This is a genomic window from uncultured Caballeronia sp. (assembly GCF_964243625.1).
In the GTDB taxonomy this organism is placed as follows: Bacteria; Pseudomonadota; Gammaproteobacteria; order Burkholderiales; family Burkholderiaceae; genus Caballeronia.
Window position 1 is genome coordinate 1 of record NZ_CAXTGZ010000557.1, and the last position, 3,967, is coordinate 3,967.

6 protein-coding genes are annotated in these 3,967 nt (G+C 59.4%); 4 read left to right on the plus strand and 2 right to left on the minus strand.

The genetic code is table 11. The annotated features are described in order from the left end of the window. A partial coding sequence (locus tag ACFFAR_RS26920; RefSeq protein WP_375508794.1) for a hypothetical protein occupies positions 1–747 on the plus strand: 747 nt, incomplete at its 5' end. 35 nt (positions 748–782) lie between these two features. Then, positions 783–1,145 carry a hypothetical protein gene (locus ACFFAR_RS26925; protein ID WP_174365293.1) on the plus strand — a complete coding sequence of 121 codons (363 nt, stop codon included), beginning with the start codon at positions 783–785 and terminating at the stop codon, positions 1,143–1,145. Here the strand turns inward: ACFFAR_RS26925 and ACFFAR_RS26930 are convergent. Beyond that, positions 1,142–1,555, minus strand: a complete 414-nt coding sequence (locus ACFFAR_RS26930) for a winged helix-turn-helix transcriptional regulator (protein WP_174365292.1) — start codon at positions 1,553–1,555, stop codon at positions 1,142–1,144. The two genes, ACFFAR_RS26925 and ACFFAR_RS26930, sit on opposite strands and share 4 nt — an antisense overlap. A 99-nt stretch (positions 1,556–1,654) precedes the next feature. On the opposite strand from ACFFAR_RS26930, the gene ACFFAR_RS26935 reads away from it, so the two are divergent. Then, positions 1,655–2,578: an NmrA family NAD(P)-binding protein gene (locus ACFFAR_RS26935; protein ID WP_174365291.1), complete on the plus strand. Its 924-nt coding sequence runs from the start codon at positions 1,655–1,657 to the stop codon at positions 2,576–2,578. A gap of 11 nt (positions 2,579–2,589) precedes the next feature. Here the strand turns inward: ACFFAR_RS26935 and ACFFAR_RS26940 are convergent, their stop codons facing one another. Further along, the gene (locus ACFFAR_RS26940; protein WP_375508795.1) at positions 2,590–3,135 is read right to left on the minus strand and encodes a DUF3140 domain-containing protein; all 546 of its coding nucleotides are present in this window, start codon (positions 3,133–3,135) and stop codon (positions 2,590–2,592) included. On the opposite strand from ACFFAR_RS26940, the gene ACFFAR_RS26945 reads away from it, so the two are divergent. Continuing rightward, a partial coding sequence (locus ACFFAR_RS26945; RefSeq protein ID WP_375508796.1) for an NAD(P)/FAD-dependent oxidoreductase occupies positions 3,134–3,967 on the plus strand: 834 nt, incomplete at its 3' end. The genes ACFFAR_RS26940 and ACFFAR_RS26945 overlap by 2 nt on opposite strands.

Here is a 3,967-nt window from a genome sequence, read left to right on the forward strand (position 1 = left end):
CGCTATCTGAGCGACTATGCTTTCACTGCGACCGCAACGCTCGATCAGACATCGACCTTTGTCAAGGATCAAGCGACAACCTATAGCTACGAAGTACAGGACGTCACGTCGGGCAGCGCCGCATTCCTGACGCAAGCGAATAGCGAAGGCGCCAGGGGTTTCCGATGGGCGGGCGAACTGGCCGTGGGTACCGACATGTTCTTTCTCTACAGGAAAGACAATGGCTCAATCGCTACGTATTCCTATCAGGTCCTGACCCAGCCCGCGAGCAAGACCGATTTCCTGACACAAGCCAACGCGCAAGGTGCGCAGGGTTATTACAACCTCGCACCGGCGTTCATATTGGGCGATGCGAGCACGTCATCGATCTACGAAAAGAGCTCGCAGGGTAATGCGACATACGGCTACGAGATCACGGCCGTGCCGACCGACGATACCTCCTTCATGACGCAACTGAATAGTGAAGGTGCGCGTGGTTATCGTTTCCGCGGAGAGTTCGTGTTCTCCGATGGAACCGGCGCAATCTTCGCGAAGGAGCTGTCGCAGTCCGCCACGTTCAACTTCCATGGCCTCGATCCGGCCACCACCAGTGCAACGTTCATTCAGCAGGCGAACGTCGAGGGCGCGAAGGGTAACGGCCTGGTTGGTGGGTTCGTGCTGCCCAGCGGCAAGATCCAGACGCTCTACTTCACGCCGGGAAACTGCAAAGGAGCGCTCTGTACGCCTGTATCACTGTTCGGCGTTTGAACCGCGGCATGCATGCAACGGATCGGCCGCGCGCTATGAGCGGCCGATGGCAGGACTTCGACATCACACTCACGGGGATTCTCTTGAACAAGAAAGTACTGAAACTCGCCGCAATCTCGGCCGTGTTGTTGACCGGCTTGTCGGCCTGCGGCACGACGCAGATGAACATGATCGAAGTTCAGAAAACCACGTCCAGAACTATCGGGCTGGCTTCTTCTGACGAGATAACCGTTTCCAACATCAAATACGGCCAGCGCAACTCACTTGGGGGAACGCCCGTGACCTACGACGCAACCACCACGAAGGGACGTCGATTCGGTTGTTCCGTATTCATGATCCCCGGGCTGACTCCGCTCGACAAGCCGGCTTACAACGATTGGGAATGCCATCCGCGCTAGTCGTCGCCGGAGGCCTGCGAATCGTATCGTTGCCGGGACGCTTCGATCGCCGGCCAGTTCATCCGGATCCACGCGGTGAATCCTTCCAGCGCCGGCAACATGCTGATGCCCATTTCGCTCAGTTCATACTCGACGCGCGGCGGTACTTCCGGGAAGTAGTGCCGCACGAGCAAGCCGTCACGTTCCAGGTTTCTGAGTGTCGCCGTCAGCATGCGCTGGGAGATGCCGTTCACACCGCGCTTGATGCCCGAAAAACGCAACCGGTGATGCGGGGCGAGCGACAACAACGACATGATCAGGATCGTCCACTTGTCCCCGAGACGCGCCAGCACATCGTGCGGCGCACATGGCGTCACAACCGGACCTTCGTGCGTCATGGCAAACGGGCGGCCGAAAATTGTCTGGGACAAGGTTACCTCCATGTAACTAAAGCACACCCCCGTGCCGTCTTGCGGAAAAGATATAGCGGCCTACAATCGCCCCGTCAATAGTTACTTTCGGATACCGCGATGAACAGAACTGATGAACCGATCCTCGTGTTCGGGGCAACCGGGCAACAGGGTGGCTCCGTGGCGAAGGCATTGCGCTCTGACGGGTGGAAGGTGCGGGCGCTCGTGCGCAACCCGGCGAGCGACAGTGCAAAGGCGCTTGCGGCGATTGGAGTCGAAACCGTGAAGGGAGATTTCTCCGATCCGCAGTCCATACAGGATGCAATGGCAGGCGTCTACGGCGTGTTCAGCGTGCAGCCGAGTTCCGGTCAAGGCGTTGCGTACGGGGTCACGGATGAAGACGAGATCCGCTACGGCAAGACCGTCGCTGACATCGCTCTAAAAAGCGGCGTCCAGCACTTTGTCTACAGCTCGACCAACGCAGCGGGTCCCACCAAAACCGGGATGGGACACTTCGACAGCAAAAGCGAAATCGAAGCCTACGTCCGCCGCCTTGACATGACCTCGACGATTGTGCGCCCGAGCGCGTTCATGGAAATCCTGATGCTGCCTGGCATGGGACTCGACAAAGGCGAGCTCACCTTCTTCATGCATGCGGACCAGCCGATGCAATTCATTGCCGCCGAAGATATCGGAAAGATCGTGGCGCGGATCTTCTCGGCGCCTGAAGTGTTCTCGTCCCGCACTATCGAAATAGCGGGCGATGCAGTAACTGGTCCGGCCCTGGCCAGCAAATTCAGCGTGATAACCGGGCGTCCCGTGATGTATCGCCGCTTTCCGGATACCGTGCTCGCAGAAAGTCCGTTCCTCGGGACGTTGGCCAGGCTTGTCGATGACGGCCGACTGTCCGGTAATGCCGACCTTGCATCTCTGCGCGAATCGTTCCCTGGTCTGCTGACGTTCGACCGGTGGCTGGAAGGCCGGGGGCGAGATGCGTTGTTCGCGGCGATCAGCGCCAAAAGCGAACGGGTTGCGCTTCGTTGATTCCCGGCACGTCACTTCACAGGATCATGGCCCCAATTCATCAGCGAATAGCGCCAGTTCGAGTGCTCGACATCGTTAGGACGTTGGGCGAGATGTCGTTTTATGTAGCCGATAACCTTGCGCATGTGCGCATAATCCGCCTCCGACAGGTCGGCCTTCTTCTTGCCGAGAATGGCGATGATGTGCCGGCCTGATTGATGACCGACCGATTCGTTTCCGCCGGATTTCTGGCCGACGTCGCGGGACTCATCGGTTTGCAGCCACTTCTCGATCTGAGCGGGCGTCATGTTGACCAGATCCTTGAACGTCTTGAAGGTTTCGTCGGCGTCGCCGTCGGACGATTGTCCATGCTTGTCCGTCTGGGTGCTGGAACGATGTTGAGTTGTCATTGAATCCTCCTCCACCGGGGAGCGGTTTGCACCATTGCATGACAGCAAGCAATGCTCCCGGCATGGCATTTCCGGCGCACCGAATATGCCGCGCATGGGAACATGCGTCGTACCAGAAGCGATCGAGGCCAGGACCATCGAGTGGCGCAGGACCGCTGCTTGCTTCATGTTGCGTCCCGACTACGCGGACGTGATGGGCATGGAATCGACACAGCGAACAAATCAGCAGCCGCACAGATTAGTTATCGTAGGCGGAGGCGTTGCCGGGCTCGACATCGCGACCCACCTCGCAGGAAACACAGCAGGCAACGGCTCGTTGCAGATTTCGCTGATAGACAAGGAACCGGCTTACGTCTGGAAGCCGATGCTGCACATGATTGCGGCCGGGACCTCGGACGCCGGCGCGCAAGAGACAGCGTTCGCCGCCCAGGCAAGGACTTATGGGTTCACCTATCAGCCCGGGTGCGCGACAAGCATCGATCGCGAGCGGCGCGAGATCCATATTGGACCACTTTGCCGCGGAGAGATCGAGGTCGTGCCCGCGCGCGTTGTCGCCTATGACACGTTGCTGCTGGCGGTCGGGAGCCGTGCGAACGACTTCGGTACGCCCGGCGTGAAAGACCATTGCTCGACCATCGATTCGCGGTCTGAGGCCATCGCCTTCAATGACGAACTGCGGCTTCGGTTGATCCAGGCGGTCGTGTCGAATACGCTGCTGACCATCGGGATAGTCGGTGGCGGGGCAACCGGCGTAGAACTGGCTGCCGAACTGATCCGGATCGCGGCCGTTGCGGAAGAATACGGCGCACGCGGCGCGTCGAGCCATCTCAAAGTCTTGCTGATCGAATCCGGCCCTCGCCTTCTTGGGCCGTTCCCCCAACGCGTGGCCGACGCAGCCCACCGCAAGCTCTCGGAACTTGGTGTCACGGTGCGCGTGAGCGCACGCGTGGCCTCGGTGGACGAAAACGGCTTCCATCTCGTCGATGGTGAAACGATTCCA

Excerpts from the sequence above, each read along its gene's own strand:
- ACFFAR_RS26935 (WP_174365291.1), top strand. The coding sequence starts at position 1,655 with ATGAACAGAACTGATGAACCGATCCTCGTGTTCGGGGCAACCGGGCAA.
- ACFFAR_RS26940 (WP_375508795.1), bottom strand. The coding sequence starts at position 3,135 with ATGAAGCAAGCAGCGGTCCTGCGCCACTCGATGGTCCTGGCCTCGATC.
- ACFFAR_RS26925 (WP_174365293.1), top strand. The coding sequence starts at position 783 with ATGAGCGGCCGATGGCAGGACTTCGACATCACACTCACGGGGATTCTC.